We start from the raw sequence: 16772 nt of genomic DNA, 5'->3' as shown, positions 1-16772 counted from the left end.
ATTAATTCAAGCCATTTTAATAGGGTGCTTAACTGCACCTTATTATTTTTAAAAGAAGTACAATTCTTATCTTCGGCTTAATTTACCAAAGTAAATAGTATTCACCCATCTAACACACCCATCCCGCCAAAGGCATGACCCCATGATAACCATTTTAGCCGATGAAAATATCGCCCATTTGGATGATTATTTTTGCCATGATAATACAGAGCTTATCAAATTAAAAGGGCGTGAGATTAACCAATCCGCCACCCACAAATACAACCCAACCGCCCTACTCATTCGCTCGGTAACACCCATCAACTCCGACACCATTGCCAACCCCCATAACATCAAATTTATCGGCTCGGCAACCATTGGTACAGACCATGTGGATAATAAATTTATTCATTTTAACAATATCCATTTTGCCAATGCCAAAGGGTCAAGCAAACATTCAGTTGCCCAATATGTCATTACTGCCCTTTTAACTAAATTTCCCAACTCAATCCATAAAAAAATCACACTGGGCATTATTGGCTTGGGCAATATCGGAGCAACGCTTGCCAAATATGCCAAAGACTTAAATTGGGATATTTTGGGATATGACCCTTATTTACCAACATCGGACATTAATAACGCAAATTTTAATGAATTATTAGCAAATAGCGACATTATCTCCATTCATACGCCATTAACCAAAACGGGTGATTATCCTACTTATCAATTATTTGATAAATCCGTTTTTGAACAATTAAAAAACAACGCTATTTTAATCAATACCGCTCGGGGTGAGATTATCCGCCAAGATGATTTATTATGGGCAATGGATAATAAAAATTTAAATGCAATATTAGACGTGTTTCCTTTTGAGCCAATGATTGATAAGACACTTCTTGATAACCTTACCCTTGCCACACCCCACATTGCAGGCTATACCCTAGATGGCAAGTTGCGTGGGACAGACATGATTTATCAGGCATTTTGTGAGCATTTTAATTTGCCTGTTTTACAGAATATGGATAAGCTATTGCCGTCCAATCATTACCATTGGCAAACATTAAAAAATGAATTATTAAAAGGAAATGCCGGTATTTTAAAAAGCTATTATGACATTTTAAAAGATGACAACGAGTTACGCCACATTTGCACCAATAACGTACATGGGGCGGATTTTGATAAATTAAGAAAAGAATATGATTTAAAAAGAGAATGGCCTTATGACTAATACCGATTACCGCCCAAGCATGACCTTAGATTTGGCAATGAGTAAAGCTGAGATGATTGGCGACATTCGTCAGTTTTTTAAAAGTCGGGGTGTGTTAGAGATTACCACGCCCATATTATCCAATCATGGCAATACCGATATTTTTATAGAAAGCATGAGTGTCAATTTTAAACAAACTGGTCAATTAAAAACAGGTTATCTACACACATCGCCAGAATTTGCCATGAAAAGAGTATTGGCGGATTATCAAGTACCGATTTATCAAATTTGTCAAGTGTTTCGTGATAATGAAAAAGGGCATAAACATAATATAGAATTTACCATGTTAGAATGGTATCGTCCGCATTTTAGTTTGGACGATTTGGCAGATGAATTAAATGCTCTCATCGGCGTGGCACTGCATAAAAATCTACCCTTTAAAACCTATCGCTACGCCCAAGCCTTTATGGATATGCTCGGCATTCACCCTTTTTCTGCCGACATTGAGACACTACGACAAACGGCATTACAGCAGGGCATTAACCTAGATATGGGCGATGATAAACAGGGTTGGCTGGATTTGTTATTTAGTCATGCGATAGAGCCGACTTTAGGGTTTGATTTGCCAACACTCATCACCGATTATCCTGTGGCGACTGCGTCTTTGGCAAAAGTGGCGACAGACGTGGACGGGCATGCCGTTGCCAAACGCTTTGAGCTGTATATCAACGGCATAGAGATTGCCAATGCCTATGATGAGCTTGCCAGTGGCGATGAGTTGTTAAAGCGATTTACACAGGACAATGTTGAGCGGGCAAAACTAGGCTTACCAATCATGCCGATTGATACAAACCTAATCCGTGCGTGCGATGATTTACCGCGATGTAGTGGGATTGCGTTGGGGCTTGACCGTCTGTTTATGGTGCGTGAGAAGCTCTCTGACATTAGTGAAGCGGTGATGATGATGACGAATAGGGCGTGACTATTCATTAAGCTCCGCCAACCACTTCGCCTGCTCTTTGGTGGGTTCAAACCGCTCCCATAAGTCAGGGCGACGCTCTTTGGTGCGTTTGACTTGCTCTAAAAACCGCCATTTGGCAATATTGGCATGATGACCCGACAGCAGGACATCAGGAACTTGTTTATCCTTAAAAATCAAAGGCTTGGTATAGTGGGGACAATCTAGTAGCCCATCGACAAAGCTGTCTTCTAGGGCGGATTGGTCATCATTCATCACACTTGGCAGACGGCGAATGACGCTATCCATCAGTACCATCGCAGGCAACTCACCCCCTGTCAGCACATAGTCGCCAATGGAAATCTCGCCATCGACATAGGCACTAAGCAGCCTTTCATCAATGCCTTCATAACGCCCACACAGCAGTATCATGCCATCGAACTGGCTACATTCTACCACCGTCTGCTCATCTAGGGTCTTGCCCTGTGGCGACAGATAGATGACAGGGCAGGTAGGATTGTCCTTACCCACGTTCCCAAAATGCTCATCAGCTAGGGCTTTGGCGTGCAATATCGCCTGCTCCAACGGCTCGGCAAGCATGACCATGCCCGGCCCCCCGCCAAAGGGACGCTCATCAATCCGCCGATAGTTATCCGTGGTAAAATCTCTGGGGTTAATGGTGTGTATCACTACCTGTCCACGCCCCACCGCACGCCCCGTAATGCCATACTCTGTGGTCGCCCCGAACATCTGGGGCAAGATACTAATGACCGCAAAAAACATGACGTCTTACCCACCGAACTTTTTGGCAAAGCCGTTAAGCACACAAGACGGCACAAACTTTGAGACATCACCACCGAGTTTTGCCACTTCTCGCACGAGCGTGGACGAGACGAATGAGTACTCTTGGGCGGGGGTTAAAAATACCGCTTCAAAGCTCTCATCTAGGCTACGGTTCATGTTGGCAAGCCCAAATTCATACTCAAAATCACTCACCGCACGCAGTCCACGAATGACCGCCACCGCATTTTGCTCCTTGACAAAATCCACCAGTAGCCCTTCAAAACCGACCACCGACACCCGTTCATTGCCCTTAAAAATCTCCTGCACCAGTGCCACTCGCTCATCAAAGCTAAATAAGGGCTTTTTGTGATGAGCGAACGCCACCGAGATGATGACTTCATCAAAGATTTTTAAGGCACGATTGACAAGGTCAATGTGTCCGTTGGTAATGGGGTCAAAGGTGCCGGGGTATAGGGCTTTTTTTGGAGTCATGGCTTGTATAATTTGCTAGAAATGATATTAAAAAGTGCTTATGGTAGCAAATTTTTGGCGGTTTTGGGGATTTTATTTTAAATTTTTATAAAAAAAGAAAAAGCCGACCTGTTGTCCGGCTTTTGTCCGACTTTTGGTGTTTTCTTAGCGTTTGGCAAAACCTTGCGATTGCAAATAGTCCAGCATAAACGGACGCACGTCCCCGCCAAAGGTCTCGGCAATTTGAGCCCTCCAGTCAAGCTCCAAACCACGACCGCCATAGTAAGCTTTAACTTCATCATTATAAGCGGACAATACGTCATCGCTTGGGGTTTGATAGGTATCAGTTGAGACGATAACATCAAGCGGTAGGCGTGGACGTTGCGATTGGTTGATTTTGGAATCCCAGTCAGGGTGTCCTAGACACAGCCCAAACAGTGGCACGACGTGTTTTGGTAGTGCCAACAGCTCGCCTGCTCGCTGAATGTCGTTACGCAGTGAGCCGATATAGACCCCGCCCAACCCTAGACTCTCGGCAGTTGCCAGCATATTTTGAGCCATAAGAGCCGAGTCAATCGCCCCGATGAGCATGACTTCTGTCCAGTCGGTATTGACATCGGCAAGGGCATGATGACGATAAGCGTCCATACAAAACACCAAATATTCGGCACAGTCTTCGACATAGCCATGTCCCAACCGCTTGCCTTGGGAGATAAGGTCGTTATATTTGTCTTCGCTTAGGTTGTTCGAGATTTGGCGAAATGCCGTCCGCTTTGCCTTATCACGCACACGCACCACGCTCACCGCTTGTAGGTAGCTTGATGTCGAGACAGCACGCCCTGCTTCCAAAATAGCAGTTAGCATCTCATCAGAGATTGGCTCGCCAGTGTATTTACGCACCGAGCGGTGATTTAGCAAGGTTTCTAGGGTTGGTTTTGAGTCAAGCATAGCAAATCCTATGATGATGAATTTGCCTTATCTTATCAAGTATTACCCCCAAAGGCAAATGCTGTTTTATTAGACAAATGTAACAGGGGCGGCTTTGTTTGTAATTATCCACCAAATCTTTTATAATAGGTAGGGCATGCCCACTCTTATAAAATAAGATGAAAATTTAACACTTTAATCCATTTTTGCATGAAAAATGGCTAAATCTGGTTTTTCTACGTCAAAATCCTTGTTGATATTTCAATATCAACGGCAGACTTTTCCTTGAAAAACGGACAATTTCCCCTATTTTTCATTGCAAACACCAAAGGCAGGCACGCCCTAGACAATATTGAGATACAAACATGGCAAAAAAACCGTCAAACCAAATCTGTACCAACAAAAAAGCCCGCCACGAATACTTTATCGAAGAAACCTTTGAAGCGGGTTTATCGCTTGAAGGTTGGGAAGTCAAATCAATACGAGCAGGCAAAATGGCAATCACGGATGCTTATGTGATTTTTAAAAATGGCGAAGCGTTTTTGTTCGGGGCTCACATTCAGCCCCTACTGACTAGCTCCACGCACATCAACCCTGACAATATCCGCACCCGCAAACTGCTTTTGCACCGCAAGCAGATTGACAAACTCTTTGGCATGGTCAATCAAAAAGGCTATGCAGTCGTCCCCTTATCCTGCTACTGGAAGGGCAGTCGGGTCAAATGCGAGATTGCCCTAGCCAAAGGCAAAAAACTCCACGACAAACGAGCCACACTCAAAGAACGTGATTGGCAAATGGATAAAAAACGTGGCTTTAAGGCGGACATGAGGTAAAATAAAACCCCAATCGGCATTTTGATTGGGGTTTTTGGATTTCACTCACTTCTTCTTAGCAGGCCCTAGTAGCATACCCATTTGGCGACCTTCCACCTTGGGGGCTTGCTCTACGCTGGCTATCTCTTCGGTATCTTTGATGATACGTTCAAGTTGGGCTCGTCCAATCTCTTGGTGGCTCATCTCACGTCCACGAAAACGAATGGAGACTTTGACCTTGTCTTTGTCTTCTAGAAATTCAACAATTTTACGCAATTTGACCTGATAATCAGCTTCTTCGGTACCAGGGCGTAGCTTGATTTCTTTGACTTGGGTCTGTTTTTGGTTCTTTTTGGCTTCTTTTGCCTTTTGTTTTTGTTCGTACAAATGACGTTTGTAGTCCATAATCTTGGCAACGGGCGGTTTGGCATCTGGGACAATCTCAACCAAGTCCAGATTGTTTTCACGAGCGGTCTCTAATGCCTGTTTTAGGCTTACCACGCCAAGCTGTTCGCCGTCAGCCTGTACTAGGCGGACTTCTTTGGCACGAATGTCTTCATTGACATTTAGACGATTTGACGGTTTAATGGGTCATACTCCAAATAAAAAGATAGACCCTTATTTTACTTAAAAATTGTGGGGATTTCAAGGGGTTTTTAAACATAACCCGTATTTTTGTTATTTAATATGGAAATTTACTTAATCATTTTGTATAAATACCAGAAAATCACATCATTCTTTTCTAAAAAAATAAAAACCACCTCCATAACTGCTATACCCCCAATCACCATTTAATTTTTCAACAATACGCTTGGCATAGCGTTCATAAATATTATCTTTTCGCTCGGTGCTTGATGTAAAACTAAAATGTTTAATTTCATCAACGCCCTTTTGATAGGGCGAGTGATTAACATAATTTACAATCGCCTTAATAATCCGCTCAATGGTTTGAAAAGGGTATTTGTTATAATTAACATCGTCCATTGTTTCATCATCAACATAAAATAATGCTGATTTGCCATATTTTTCCCTTAAAATTTTAAAGTCAGGAATTAAAGTAAAATAAAATCGTTTACCCGTATAATACACCTGATAATACCCACAATCAGGAATGCTAAATTTGTCAATGACGATTTCTTTGCTCATAAAACTCCATTAAAAGGATTAACTGATGATTTGATGAATGGACTGTTTAAGGCAATCTATATCAATATTATCAGAAAATTCTGCCGATAATAATTGCGTTTTAAACGCATCAATACCAATCAACTTTTTATCAAAAATAATGCTTGCCAATGATTGACAGGCGGTATGATATTTTAAAAGGTTTTTGAGTTGTTTTTGGTTTAATTCATCAATGCTTTGTACACCCAATCTTTGATAATTTAAATTACTTTTTAAATCAGACAATTTAACAATCATTGCTTTAAATGCCACTTCTTTTCCATCTAAATAATACTGATACAACCGCACCAAATAATCCACATAATTTTGTTTAAATAAACAATTTTTATTAAATGCTGTATCATTATCACTGTGCGGTTTGGTCATTAAGCGTACGCCATTTACAACCGTCTCGCCATAATTTGCTTGAATAATATTAAAAGACAAATCGCAATCTTCCATACTGTCGTGCAAAAGTCCAATTTCCATACAATCAAAAATAAAGTTTTCATCGCTAATGGCTAATTGCTCACAAATGCGTTTGGCATTGTCCGCCACTTCATACAAATGATGATAATAAGGGCTACCGCCTTTATCTACTTGATTTTTATGCAGTTCTTTGACAAATGACGCACAGGCATGATAACGCTCAATTCTCATAAATTGCTGGCAAAGATGATAAATTAAATGTCAGGTTGGCGAATTGCCGATTGAAAATGGGGGTAAGATGACGATAAAATCGCCCAAAAAGAGAAGTTACGCAATGAGTATAACCAACTCAATACAAAAAGTCAAGACCTACAAACCGCCAATTTTACTCCATATTGATTAATAAAATAAATATTAAAAATTTAAAAAATATATTGAAAAATAAAAGTTTGTATTGTAATATCTAAAAGTAATCAAAAAACACCCCAATTTCTCCATTCCTGCTCTCTTTATTAAATTTTCTCCAACTTTTCTTTAATTAAATTTATTGTGCGATGTTTGTTGTTTGATAAACATCAATGCCCTTTTGTTTTCTTTTTTTAATCCAATTACTTATTCAACCTTAATAACCCGCTTAGTTTATCAACCTTTATTGTGGAGTTATTCTATGAATAAATCAAATCGTGTGTCTATTAAAAACAGCACCCCAATTCTTTTTCAACAAGACATTGAATGTTTTATCCATAAATTTCAAAAACACGATGCGGTCATTATCACGGCATTGCATGATGATTTTTATAAATACAAACAACCTATCTTGAATAACAACAGAGCATTGTATTCGGCATTGTTTGCACTGGGTTATCCCATTACCGAACTTGACAGTTCTTATATTAAAGACTATCAAAAACTTTTAAAATTGAACAATGATTTCTTTATGGGGTCTTATTTGGTGGTCAATCGGTTTAATAAACCTGATTTTATTGAAACGATGGCAAAATTGGCAAATTATTATGGACAAGAATTTATTTTTGTCATTCAAGGGGGTGAAAATCCCAAAGGGTATTTTTTGGGGACAAAAGAAAAAGGCAGGTTAAAACTTGGGCAAAGATTGTTTTATCCAGAATGTCATTTTTTAATGAATAATCCTAAGTTTTTTAAACCATATCGTAACAGAAAATTTTATTTTACAGGGGCGATGAATGACGGTAAAATCGGTAATAGTGAAATGAAAGGTGTGTATCAACCTGCAAATTGGTTGGGTCGGTGGGCGTGTTCAACAATGGGCAAAAGAGTATTAAGGGAAATTGGAATTTTGTGTTCTTAATATTTGAAAATAAATTGAATTAATAGAAGGTAAATAATATGACGGTAATTGAATAATTAAATAACCTATTACATTTTAATAAAAAGTTAAGTAAAAAACTTGAAACACTTTTTCAAACCAATTTTACTTATCAAGAATATGTGAAAATTAAAGAACATATTCAATATCAGAGTAAATATTTAAAACCCAAATACGATTATGAAAATTTTGAAAGAGAGCGAGAAATGATTGGGTGTATTTTGTATTCTACCATTGGGCAAGAAAGTATGGATTGGGTAAAAGAATGGTCGGACATTCCTTATGAAATTTTTACGGGGACAGAACCCAATTCTTATGGATATGACCAAGTTAAATTATTTGTAGAGAATTATTATGAATTAATGAAAGAAACAGGGCGGTTAAAAATGTTTGTTAATGAAGATTATTATCTTAATAAATGGCGAGAAAAACACAAAGACAAAAAAGATGAAATACAACAAAAGTTAAAATATTATCAAGCGTTGGTAGAAGATTGTCAAGAAGCATTAAGGAGATTGGAATAGGATTTTTATAAATTTTTAAGCACTGTTTTATTGCGATAAAAAAAGAGTTGTAGTTAAAAAAATCCACTCAAGTAATTAAGTGGGTTTCTAATAACAATAATGGCTAACATAAAATAAAACCCATTCAAAACTTTGAATGGGCTTGGAAAATTAACGCACGTACACTTCAAATTTGGCATTAATCACTAAAGCTCTCTTCAAACTACCGCAACTCAAAATTATAAATCGCAGAAATCAGATTCGCTCTCAATCTAAATTTTTTCCTGCGATTGCGGTAGCGACATGATAAGAGGTTAAAACGCTTGAGCTTTCCAATGACGTGTTCATTGGTTACTCACTTAGATGATAACATGCGATTTGCTTTTTTATCTGCTTTGGTTAAAGGTTTAAGTTTTGTCTTTTTCTTTGGTAATTGGCTATTTGCATGAGTGCTGTCGCCTTTGCTTTTTTGGGTCGTTCTATGGGAATTTCTGTGGCATCGATAAGTGCCGTTTCAAGGTTGTTGTCTTGCCATAAGGCTTTTTTACTTGGCAAAGCAAAGTCTTGGGCGATGTGAAATTGACTGCGGTATTCTCTGTAGTGGTTTAAGGTTATCACAAGTTTATTCTCTAGGCTGATTTTGGCTTTTCTACCACCTTTTTATGTTGTTCGCTGTAGGCTTCTTGGAGTATTGTAAGCATGTGTTGATACGTGGTTCTTTTTATGCCAAAGTATCGTTTAAACTCACTGTCGCTTAGTTTTTTCAGCTTGCTTGGGTGTCATGTCTTGGTTTTTTGGGTTAAATGGGTATTATGGCATGTTTACTCTGGGGTTTGGAAAAGAGGTCTAATGATATATGGTGCAGGGACGTGCTGAGTACGTCCTTTGATGGTGTTGTTTTGGGTATTGCCCTAAATAAACCACGTCTTTAACACAAACTCAATCACGATTTTTAATAAAAAGCCGACAAACCCCGCCCCCAATGCCACAAAAATCCAAAACGTCCCTGCCTTGCCGGCATTGGTGCTTTTTGCCATATCCCACATGATAAAAAACAAAAAAGCAATGAACGCAGGCAGTAGCCCATACAGTCCAATCTTGACAATCAGTCCTTCGGAAATGGCAACAATCATAAAAACACCTGTGGATGAGTGAGTACAATAGTCTATTATAACATAACTTGATAAGATGGCGGCATGGCTTATTTACCCGTCAGTTGCCCTGCTATCCACCGTTTGACAGGCGGCAGATGGTTACTCACTCGCAGGGTCAAATCCCGCACCGTTTGCATGGGCGTGCTGTCATCGGTAAACATTTTTACCATCAAGTTGGTGCCGTGATATAGGGGACGGGTGTGGGCTTGGTGGCGGACGTTGTATTTTTGTAGTAGGGCAGGGCTTGCGATGTCTTGCCCTTTGGCGTGAGCGTCTAGGATGAGCGTGGCTAGCGTGTTCGCCCCCATAAGCCCTAGGTTAAAGCCGTGAGCGGTCACGGGGTGCATGCCCACCGCACTGTCGCCCACCAATGCCGAGCGGGTGGAGACAAAGGTTTTGGCGTGTACGCCCATGAGTGGATAATGGTGTACGGTGCCCGCTAAGGTCAGTTTGCCCAAGCGGTCGCTCATCATCCGCTGAACTTCTAAGACAAGCTCATCGGCATTCATGGCAAGCAGGCTGTTGGCTTGGGTATTATCTAGCGTGATGACACAGTTGGTCAGATGGTCATGTAGGGGCAATAGAGCGAGCGTTCTGCTGTACAAAAAGCACTCTCTGGCGGTCGCTTCGTTGGATAAAGGGTGTGATACCCGAAAGACGATGACCGTCCGCCCAAAGTCGTTCATCTCGGCTCCAATACCGAGCTTTTTACGCACAAAGGACAGACGGCTGTCCGCTCCGATAAGCAGGTTGGCGGTCAAGGTGCGACCATCTGCCAGGGTTACGCTCGTCCCTCGGCTGTCAGTTTTGATGTCTTGGACAGACTGTTCGGTTAGGATTTGTACATTGGGCAAATCCTTGACTTCATCATAAAAGGCTTGTCTGATGTTATGATTTGAGATGAGATTGCCCAAGCGGTCAATGCTGGTGAGCAGGTTCAAATCTTTTGGTACTTTAAAATGCAAGGCATAATTAAAATCACCATTATAAACCTTAGCATCGGCAAGTTTATAAATCTCATCATCGGGTATGCGTTGCCATGCCCCTAGGTTTAGCATAATCTCCCGAGAACGGTGAGTCAAGGCAATCTCACGCCCGTCATAAGCAGGATTTGCGATGGTATCTAGGGGGGATTTTTCGATGATGGTTACGGTCAAATCCACGCCCTTAAAATGCCGTGCAAACGCAAGACCTGCAGGCCCTGCCCCGATGATGATGATGTCGCTGTGTGCTGTGTTCATGATAAGCCTTATGATGGTGTGGACGGATTATTGGTGGTTGGCAAATTCGTTTTTTAGGGCGGTTTTTAGCCAGCCTTTTAGATCGTCAGAGACCTGTGCCATGTGTTCGCCCAAAAAGTCGTCAATTTGTTTGCTAAGCTTGTCCGTAATGCGTGCTTCTAAGACATCCAAATCCTTGGGGTGTAGCCGTTGGGCAGGGGCAGATGTCTCGCTAAATAGGGCTTGGGGTGTTTCTAGGTTGTGAATGATACGGGCAGGGATGGGCGTGTCATCTCGGTGGATAAAAAACAAATCTTCAACGGTCTGCCCAAAATCGGCATGGTTAAACTCAAATTCATGGGCAGGCGTGCTACCGTAGAGCATGTCAATGATGTCATCAAGCTCTTGATGAAAGGCGTTTTTGACGGCGGTGGGGGTGGCGTACCAACGCTTGGTAAATTGGGGGCTGGGGGAGAATGCGGTCATGATTATCCTTGTGGGGTTTTATGCTAGGGCGTGTTGAACGTTGGTATTTGCCATGAAAAATAGGGGGAATCGCCCGTTTTTCAAGGAAAAAGTGAAGTTTGATAGTTATTCTATCAAACGATCTTTTGACGATGAAAAACCAGATTTAGCCATTTTTCATGCAAAAATTGACTCAAAGCGTTAAATTTCATCATATTTTTAATAATGTTATCAATGTTCAACACGCCCTATTGTAATGTAAATTGGGGGATTTTTAAAGGCAATACTACCAAAGAGTTGATGGTTAATTTTTGCCCTGTTGTTCAAAGGCGATAAAGCCTTGGCTTTTATGGGTTTGCCAGTTGTCGCCATCTTTTGTGATAAATAAGGCGATGATGTCATTTTCATCGGCAAGTCTGATGGCATCATCTTGGGGTATGGCGGTCAAGGCGGTTGCCCAGCCGTCCGCCAGTGCGGTGGTGCTTGCGATGACAGTTACGCTTGGTACGCCATTTTCCACAGGGCTTGCGGTGTGGGGGTTGATGGTGTGGCTGTATGTTTTGCCGTCATAGTCAAGCGAGTTGCGGTAGTTGCCTGATGTCGCCATGCTTTGTCCTGATAGGGCAAGGGTGGTCATGATTTCACGGTTGGCGGTGGTGCTGCCCATGATGGGCTTGTCAATGGCGAGCGTCCACGGCAGTCCCTTGTCATTGACCCCACCTGTAGCGATTTCTCCGCCAATCTCTACCATGTAGTTGGTGATGTTGTATTTGGATTTTAGAACGTCTGCTATCGTATCCACGCCATAGCCTTTGGCAATTGCCGAAAAGTCAAGCCCCACGCCATCCGCCGTTTTGGATAATTCATTGCCATTTAGCACGATTTTGTCAAGTCCGATTTTATCACGTGCGACTAGGATTTCGGTGTCGGTGGGTGGATTTTGTAGGCGTTCTACACTCATCTTTGAGCCAAAGCCCCACAGCTCCACAAGCGGATAAACAGTCGGGTCAAAGCCGTGGTGCGACTTTTCATAGATGAGTCTACTATCGGATAGCACTTTGATAAAATCAGGGTCGATTTGTATCGTCTGCCCTGCACTTAGGGCGTTAAATTTACTAATCGTGCTGTCGGCTTGATAAGTGGACATGCTGTCGTTTATCTCATCAAGGCGGGTGTCTATGCTTGCTTGTATCTCGTCCGCAGTCGCCTCTTTTGGTAATTCAAAGGCGATGTGATAGCTTGTCCCCATCGTCTGCCCGTCTATTTTTTGGTAAGTACTGGCTGGTGGGGTGGGGGTGCAAGCGGATAAAGCAAGGATAGATAATGGGATAAGATATTGATATTTCATGATTTTTGCATATTCTCAATCTACAAACAGTAGAAATTACGGTGTCGTTAGACGGCTAAAATTATAACACAACATATCATAAAATGATATCTTTATCATATAATATATTCTCATAAAAAAATATTGACAAGACAAATCGCCTTTTATAAAATACAACTGTACCAAAACAGTACCCAGCCACCACTAAACGGAGATTTTTTATGTTATTTCAAGAGTTTACCCATTTATATCCCCTATCAAAAACCGTGCGTTTTGAATTAAAGCCCATTGGCAAGACATTAGAGCATATCCATGCCAAAAACTTTTTGAGCCAAGATGAGACCATGGCGGACATGTACCAAAAGGTGAAGGCGATGTTGGACGATTATCATCGTGATTTTATCGCTGATATGATGGGCGAAGTTAAGCTAACTAAGCTGGCAGAATTTTATGATGTGTATTTAAAATTTAGAAAAAATCCCAAAGACGATGGATTGCAAAAACAGCTAAAGGACTTGCAAGCAGTTTTAAGAAAAGAGATTGTGAAGCCCATCGGTAATGGCGGAAAATACAAGGCGGGTTATGACCGCTTGTTTGGGGCAAAGCTCTTTAAGGACGGCAAGAAGCTTGGTGATTTGGCGAAATTTGTCATCGCCCAAGAGGGCGACTCATCACCCAAGCTTGCTCACCTTGCCCATTTTGAGAAGTTTAGCACTTACTTTACTGGCTTTCATGACAACCGCAAAAACATGTACAGCGATGAGGATAAACACACCTCCATTGCCTATCGTCTGATTCATGAAAACTTACCACGCTTTATTGACAACCTACAAATACTGACAACCATCAAACAAAAGCACTCGGCGTTGTATGACCAGATTATAAATGAGCTGACTGCGAGTGGCTTGGATGTGTCGCTGGCAAGTCATCTGGACGGCTATCACAAGCTTTTAACCCAAGAGGGTATCACGGCTTATAATACCCTGCTTGGCGGTATCAGTGGCGAGGCAGGTTCTCGCAAGATAAAAGGTATCAATGAGCTTATCAATAGTCATCACAACCAACATTGCCACAAATCCGAACGTATCGCCAAATTACGCCCCCTGCACAAACAAATCCTAAGCGACGGCATGGGTGTGTCATTTTTGCCAAGCAAATTTGCTGATGACAGCGAAGTTTGTCAAGCGGTCAATGAATTTTACCGCCATTATGCTGATGTTTTTGCCAAGGTGCAAAGCTTATTTGATGGGTTTGATGACTATCAAAAGGACGGCATTTATGTTGAGCATAAAAATTTAAATGAACTATCCAAGCAGGCATTTGGTGATTTTGCCTTGTTGGGTCGGGTGTTAGACGGCTATTATGTGGATGTGGTGAGTCCAGAGTTTAATGAGAGATTTGCCAAAGCCAAAACCGACAATGCCAAAGAAAAACTAACAAAAGAAAAAGACAAATTCATCAAAGGCGTGCATTCCTTGGCAAGCCTTGAGCAGGCGATAGAGCATTATACTGCTAGGCATGATGATGAGTCTGTGCAGGCGGGCAAACTTGGACAGTATTTCAAACACGGTCTGGCAGGCGTGGACAATCCAATCCAAAAAATACACAACAACCACAGCACCATTAAGGGTTTTTTGGAGCGTGAACGTCCAGCAGGCGAGCGAGCATTGCCCAAAATTCAGTTAGGCAAAAACCCTGAAATCAGGCAACTAAAAGAGCTGCTAGACAACACCCTAAACGTGGTGCATTTTGCCAAGTTATTAACGACCAAAACCACGCTAGACAACCAAGACGGCAATTTTTATGGTGAGTTTGGGGCGTTGTATGATGAGCTTGCCAAGATTCCCACGCTTTATAACAAAGTGCGTGATTATCTGTCGCAAAAGCCATTTAGCACCGAAAAATATAAATTAAACTTTGGCAATCCGACATTATTAAACGGGTGGGATTTGAATAAAGAAAAAGATAATTTTGGGGTTATCTTACAAAAAGACGGTTGTTATTATTTGGCGTTATTAGATAAAGCTCATAAAAAAGTATTTGATAATGCTCCAAATACAGGCAAAAATATTTATCAAAAAATGATTTATAAATTATTGCCCGGACCTAATAAAATGCTACCCAAAGTATTTTTTGCCAAGAGTAATTTGGATTATTATAACCCTTCTGCTGAACTACTGGATAAATATGCAAAAGGCACGCACAAAAAAGGCGATAATTTTAATCTAAAAGACTGCCATGCGTTGATTGATTTTTTTAAGGCGGGTATTAATAAACATCCAGAATGGCAACATTTTGGTTTTAAATTTTCGCCAACCAGTAGCTATCAGGATTTGAGTGATTTTTATAGAGAAGTCGAACCACAAGGTTATCAAGTAAAATTTGTGGATATCAACGCCGATTATATTGACGAGTTGGTTGAACAAGGTCAGTTGTATTTATTCCAGATTTATAATAAAGATTTCTCGCCCAAGGCTCACGGTAAGCCCAATTTGCATACTCTGTATTTTAAGGCGTTGTTTAGCGAAGATAACCTTGCCGATCCAATTTATAAATTAAATGGCGAGGCACAGATATTTTATCGTAAGGCATCTTTGGATATGAATGAAACCACCATTCATCGTGCAGGCGAGGTATTAGAAAATAAAAATCCTGATAATCCAAAAAAGCGTCAATTTGTCTATGACATCATCAAAGATAAACGCTATACCCAAGATAAGTTTATGCTACATGTACCTATTACCATGAATTTTGGTGTGCAGGGCATGACGATTAAAGAATTTAATAAAAAAGTTAATGAAAGCATACAGCAATATGATGAGGTGAATGTCATAGGCATAGACCGTGGAGAGCGACATTTGCTATATCTGACCGTGATTAATAGCAAAGGCGAAATCTTAGAACAGCGTAGTCTCAATGACATCATCACCACATCGGCAAATGGTACACAAATGACCACGCATTATCATAAAATACTAGACAAGAGAGAAATAGAACGCCTAAATGCTCGTGTCGGTTGGGGTGAGATTGAGACCATAAAAGAGCTAAAATCGGGCTATCTAAGCCATGTGGTACATCAAATCAGCCAGCTTATGCTTAAATATAATGCCATTGTGGTGTTAGAGGATTTAAATTTTGGGTTTAAACGTGGTCGCTTTAAGGTGGAAAAACAAATTTACCAAAACTTTGAAAACGCCTTAATCAAAAAGCTAAACCATTTGGTATTAAAAGATAAGGCAGATGATGAGATTGGCTCATACAAAAATGCCCTGCAACTGACCAATAATTTTACTGATCTAAAAAGCATTGGCAAACAAACAGGCTTTTTATTCTATGTGCCTGCATGGAATACCAGTAAAATAGACCCTGAAACGGGCTTTGTGGATTTGTTAAAACCACGTTATGAAAATATCGCTCAGTCGCAAGCGTTTTTTGGTAAATTTGATAAGATTTGTTATAACGCAGATAAGGGTTATTTTGAATTTCATATTGATTATGCCAAATTTACTGACAAAGCCAAAAACTCTCGCCAAAAATGGACGATTTGCTCGCATGGCGATAAACGTTATGTGTATGACAAAACCGCCAATAAAAATAAAGGAACGACAAAGGGTATTAATGTCAATGATGAATTAAAATCGCTATTTGCTCGTCATCACATCAATGAAAAACAGCCAAATCTGGTCATGGATATTTGCCAAAATAACGATAAAGAATTTCATAAATCGCTGATGTATCTATTAAAGACATTGCTTGCATTAAGATATAGTAACGCCAGTAGCGATGAAGATTTTATTTTATCGCCTGTGGCAAATGATGAGGGTGTGTTTTTTAATTCGGCATTGGCGGATGATACACAGCCACAAAATGCGGACGCCAATGGGGCGTATCATATCGCATTAAAGGGCTTATGGCTATTAAATGAACTAAAAGACAGCGATGATTTGAATAAAGTCAAACTTGCCATTGACAATCAAACATGGCTAAACTTCGCTCAAAACCGCTAATCGCTAAAAGCTCAGTTTCGG

The 16772-nt window shown here is 40.8% G+C and carries 16 protein-coding genes and 1 pseudogene; 6 read left to right on the top strand and 11 right to left on the bottom strand.

Annotated features, from left to right (window positions below; all coding sequences use genetic code 11):
* The first annotated feature begins 142 nt into the window (after positions 1-142).
* Both B0182_RS05360 and epmA read left to right on the top strand, forming a co-directional pair.
* Entirely contained in the window at positions 143-1207 is a 1065-nt protein-coding gene (locus B0182_RS05360; protein ID WP_078273935.1) for a 4-phosphoerythronate dehydrogenase, read from the top strand.
* Complete coding sequence (gene epmA, locus B0182_RS05355) at positions 1200-2168, top strand: EF-P lysine aminoacylase EpmA (RefSeq protein WP_078273934.1); 969 nt, start codon at positions 1200-1202, stop codon at positions 2166-2168. Before B0182_RS05360 ends, epmA begins: the two co-directional genes overlap by 8 nt.
* Here epmA and trmD read toward each other — a convergent pair whose 3' ends face one another.
* The 3 genes from trmD to nfsA all read right to left on the bottom strand — a co-directional run bounded on the left by trmD (position 2169) and on the right by nfsA (position 4346).
* Positions 2169-2927, bottom strand: a complete 759-nt coding sequence (trmD, locus tag B0182_RS05350; RefSeq protein ID WP_078273933.1) for a tRNA (guanosine(37)-N1)-methyltransferase TrmD — start codon at positions 2925-2927, stop codon at positions 2169-2171.
* Positions 2928-2933: 6 nt separating this feature from the next.
* Positions 2934-3419, bottom strand: a complete 486-nt coding sequence (gene coaD, locus B0182_RS05345) for a pantetheine-phosphate adenylyltransferase (RefSeq protein ID WP_078273932.1) — start codon at positions 3417-3419, stop codon at positions 2934-2936.
* Positions 3420-3563: 144 nt separating this feature from the next.
* Complete coding sequence (gene nfsA, locus B0182_RS05340) at positions 3564-4346, bottom strand: oxygen-insensitive NADPH nitroreductase (protein WP_078273931.1); 783 nt, start codon at positions 4344-4346, stop codon at positions 3564-3566.
* Positions 4347-4690: 344 nt separating this feature from the next.
* On the opposite strand from nfsA, the gene smpB reads away from it, so the two are divergent.
* The gene (gene smpB, locus B0182_RS05335; protein WP_029102357.1) at positions 4691-5158 is read left to right on the top strand and encodes an SsrA-binding protein SmpB; all 468 of its coding nucleotides are present in this window, start codon (positions 4691-4693) and stop codon (positions 5156-5158) included.
* Between the two features lie 45 nt (positions 5159-5203).
* On the opposite strand, the gene infC is transcribed toward smpB, so the two are convergent.
* The 3 genes from infC to B0182_RS05320 all read right to left on the bottom strand — a co-directional run bounded on the left by infC (position 5204) and on the right by B0182_RS05320 (position 6961).
* Positions 5204-5725: a translation initiation factor IF-3 gene (infC, locus tag B0182_RS05330; RefSeq protein ID WP_036387272.1), complete on the bottom strand. Its 522-nt coding sequence runs from the start codon at positions 5723-5725 to the stop codon at positions 5204-5206.
* 144 nt (positions 5726-5869) lie between these two features.
* Positions 5870-6283, bottom strand: a complete 414-nt coding sequence (locus tag B0182_RS05325) for a hypothetical protein (RefSeq protein WP_078273930.1) — start codon at positions 6281-6283, stop codon at positions 5870-5872.
* Between the two features lie 18 nt (positions 6284-6301).
* Positions 6302-6961 (bottom strand): hypothetical protein, encoded by a 660-nt coding sequence (locus B0182_RS05320; RefSeq protein WP_078273929.1) that lies wholly within the window; start codon positions 6959-6961, stop codon positions 6302-6304.
* Positions 6962-7397: 436 nt separating this feature from the next.
* Here B0182_RS05320 and B0182_RS05315 point away from each other — a divergent pair, with 436 nt between their 5' ends.
* Together B0182_RS05315 and B0182_RS05310 are read left to right on the top strand one after the other, a co-directional pair.
* Entirely contained in the window at positions 7398-8057 is a 660-nt protein-coding gene (locus B0182_RS05315; RefSeq protein ID WP_078273928.1) for a hypothetical protein, read from the top strand.
* Between the two features lie 140 nt (positions 8058-8197).
* Complete coding sequence (locus B0182_RS05310; RefSeq protein WP_078273927.1) at positions 8198-8599, top strand: hypothetical protein; 402 nt, start codon at positions 8198-8200, stop codon at positions 8597-8599.
* Positions 8600-8801: 202 nt separating this feature from the next.
* On the opposite strand, the pseudogene B0182_RS05305 reads toward B0182_RS05310, so the two are convergent.
* The 5 genes and pseudogenes from B0182_RS05305 to B0182_RS05285 all read right to left on the bottom strand — a co-directional run.
* Positions 8802-9238: pseudogene (locus B0182_RS05305) on the bottom strand (transposase family protein); the annotation flags it as partial.
* Between the two features lie 251 nt (positions 9239-9489).
* On the bottom strand, positions 9490-9711 hold the full coding sequence (locus B0182_RS05300; protein WP_062501070.1) for a DUF2788 domain-containing protein: 222 nt from the start codon (positions 9709-9711) through the stop codon (positions 9490-9492).
* Positions 9712-9779: 68 nt separating this feature from the next.
* Complete coding sequence (gene ubiM / locus B0182_RS05295) at positions 9780-10973, bottom strand: 5-demethoxyubiquinol-8 5-hydroxylase UbiM (protein WP_112742560.1); 1194 nt, start codon at positions 10971-10973, stop codon at positions 9780-9782.
* A 27-nt stretch (positions 10974-11000) separates the two neighbouring features.
* Complete coding sequence (locus B0182_RS05290) at positions 11001-11438, bottom strand: hypothetical protein (RefSeq protein ID WP_078273925.1); 438 nt, start codon at positions 11436-11438, stop codon at positions 11001-11003.
* Between the two features lie 283 nt (positions 11439-11721).
* On the bottom strand, positions 11722-12765 hold the full coding sequence (locus tag B0182_RS05285; RefSeq protein WP_078273924.1) for an FAD:protein FMN transferase: 1044 nt from the start codon (positions 12763-12765) through the stop codon (positions 11722-11724).
* Between the two features lie 200 nt (positions 12766-12965).
* Here B0182_RS05285 and cas12a point away from each other — a divergent pair, with 200 nt between their 5' ends.
* Positions 12966-16751 (top strand): type V CRISPR-associated protein Cas12a/Cpf1, encoded by a 3786-nt coding sequence (cas12a, locus tag B0182_RS05280; protein ID WP_078273923.1) that lies wholly within the window; start codon positions 12966-12968, stop codon positions 16749-16751.
* The last annotated feature ends 21 nt before the right edge of the window (positions 16752-16772 follow it).

Origin of the sequence: Moraxella bovis (assembly GCF_002014975.1) — a bacterium.
Taxonomy (GTDB): domain Bacteria; phylum Pseudomonadota; class Gammaproteobacteria; order Pseudomonadales; family Moraxellaceae; genus Moraxella; species Moraxella bovis.
This window is presented reverse-complemented; position numbering and strand designations above follow the sequence as displayed.